At 62.1% G+C, this 1,968-nt stretch carries 2 protein-coding genes and 1 pseudogene; all 3 read left to right on the top strand.

The genetic code is table 11. The features are described 5' to 3' along the window. Positions 1 to 317: 317 nt before the first annotated feature. Positions 318 to 839, top strand: a complete 522-nt coding sequence (locus F1735_RS33255) for a hypothetical protein (RefSeq protein ID WP_167241236.1) — start codon at positions 318 to 320, stop codon at positions 837 to 839. Next, on the top strand, positions 836 to 1,240 hold the full coding sequence (locus F1735_RS33250; RefSeq protein WP_167241235.1) for a thioredoxin family protein: 405 nt from the start codon (positions 836 to 838) through the stop codon (positions 1,238 to 1,240). The genes F1735_RS33255 and F1735_RS33250 overlap by 4 nt, the downstream gene beginning before the upstream one ends. A 240-nt stretch (positions 1,241 to 1,480) precedes the next feature. Continuing rightward, a pseudogene (locus F1735_RS33245) lies at positions 1,481 to 1,968 on the top strand (DUF4124 domain-containing protein); the annotation flags it as partial.

Below are 1,968 nucleotides of genomic sequence, written 5' to 3'. Positions count from 1 at the left end.
CCGCCGGCTCTGCCAACCGAAGCCGGAATCAACATGCCCAAAATGGACATTGGCACCAACGAGCAGACCGAAGAATGCTCCCTAAACAATCTGTAAATACTGTCTCAAATAGTTTGACACGCTCCGCATCTATCGCATTGGGCAAGCTTGGAGACGTGGAGCCCGCGCGTCCAGCTCTGGTACAAAGTGTTCTGATGCAAGCGAGCCTATATAGCGGCGCAACCGGCGCCATACGTGCCCAAGCCAGCCGCCGCCTTCAACGCTGGGCACGCGAGCTTGCATGTCTCATGCCTATTGGTGCGCCTGAAGCCCGCGACATGCTGGCACAGCTCCCGCCTCGCATCGCCCTCACGTTCGCGCTATGGCATGGCGATCTGGCTCACCTGCCCTTCGTCATCGGCCAGCTAGCGGATGAGGACGTCGGCCGCTACGCCGGCTGGGTATGGCAAACACTGACCGGAATCGACCTCACCGCCAGCGGCTTGGCCTTGCCGGAGCCCGATCCCGCGAGCCTGGACCCCGATCAATTAATTACCGAAACCCGGCTCGACGCCGATAGCGGACATCCTCAAGCGGACCAGGCTGCGGTGAAGGCCGCAACCGCTGCCAGCCCTCACCTCGTCGGTCGCGGCAAACGCGTGCTGCTCGGCCGCGAGATCGACGCCAAAACCGCCCTCGACCTGCTCGAAAACGCACCGCAAGCGATTCGCGCCATGGCCGCGCAGATGCTCAACCACGCGCAGTCGACCGTCCGTATCAACGTGCGGGCATCCACCACAGAACAGAGAATCGCAATGAACACGCTGCACGACATGTTTTCCCCACGGGCGGCCGCATGAGTACATCCCTGCTCGACCCATGGACCGACGCCGCCGCCATCGCAACGCGGCTGAACGCGCCATCCGCACGCCTGACATTGATCATCGGCGCCACCGGCTGGTGCGAAACCTGCCGCACGCTCAAGCCGGTCTTCGAATCCCTGGCAGGCGAACACGGCGGAAGAAACGATACCTGGCTCTGGCTCGACCTTGAAGATCACGCCGAGTTCCTGGACGACTTCATTCCCGACAGTCTGCCGCTGCTGGTTAGCTACAGAGGTGCTCAACTGACCCACGCTCTCGTTCCCGGCCGCATCACCGTATCGGCGCTGACCGACCTGCTGGCGCAGGCACCGCACATCGAACAAGCCGAACTGCCGGATATCCGCGCCCGTCTGATGGCTGTTGACTGGGCAACGTAACTGTATTTCTCAAGGCGTGAGTAATGCTGGAGACAAATGCCCTTCCGATCCAGGCATTCGTTCGCGCCTCCTCCATCAGTATTGGGCGGTAGAGTAGATTGGCCAGCATGGTGATTCGCACCCAACAGCGTAGGATGCGAATCACAAAACACAGCGTCCAACGGCACCGTTGAGTACAGCGACAAGCCGCAAGGCGCGGGCAAAGTCTCGTCCGTCAATCGCAACGGCACCACCACCACGGTGCGCGAGCGCGAGCGTACTGCCGACGAGCACAACCGGCACATCAAGTTCCTGCTGGCACAGGCGCGCATCCGCGGCCTGAAACTGAACGACTACCTCGAATACATCGACTACCTGCGCCACTACAGCCCGGTTCGCTTCGACCGCGTCATGAGCGAGCTGCGCCTGGAAGATCCGCAAGCCTGGATGAAGCTGCAAAAGCATGCCCAATTCCGTCCCCTGCGCGAAACGGGCATTGGCCTGAAGGCCGCCGCCAAAATCATGGGCGCCTCGGCCGGCATGGCCAACGGCAAGTTCGGCGGCAGCATGGAAAAGTGGATGGAAAGCACGCTCAAGGACTTGATGAAGCGCGACCGCTACGGCCCGTACGCCGACGTGCTCGGCGACAAGGCCAGCACCCTGGTCACCAAGACCCCGACCTTCTCCAACTCCCGGCTCGGCCAGTACATGCAGGCCGAAGGCGCCCTGGTCGACGCGGCCTCGGCCAC

It is taken from the genome of Massilia genomosp. 1 (genome assembly GCF_011682185.1).
Classification (GTDB): Bacteria; Pseudomonadota; Gammaproteobacteria; order Burkholderiales; family Burkholderiaceae_D; genus Telluria_A; species Telluria_A rubra.
Note: the sequence above shows the minus strand (reverse complement) of the source record. Positions and strands in the feature narration are given on the sequence as shown.

Coding starts and splice junctions, on each gene's coding strand:
- F1735_RS33255 (WP_167241236.1), top strand. CDS start 318: ATGCTGGCACAGCTCCCGCCTCGCATCGCCCTCACGTTCGCGCTATGG.
- F1735_RS33250 (WP_167241235.1), top strand. CDS start 836: ATGAGTACATCCCTGCTCGACCCATGGACCGACGCCGCCGCCATCGCA.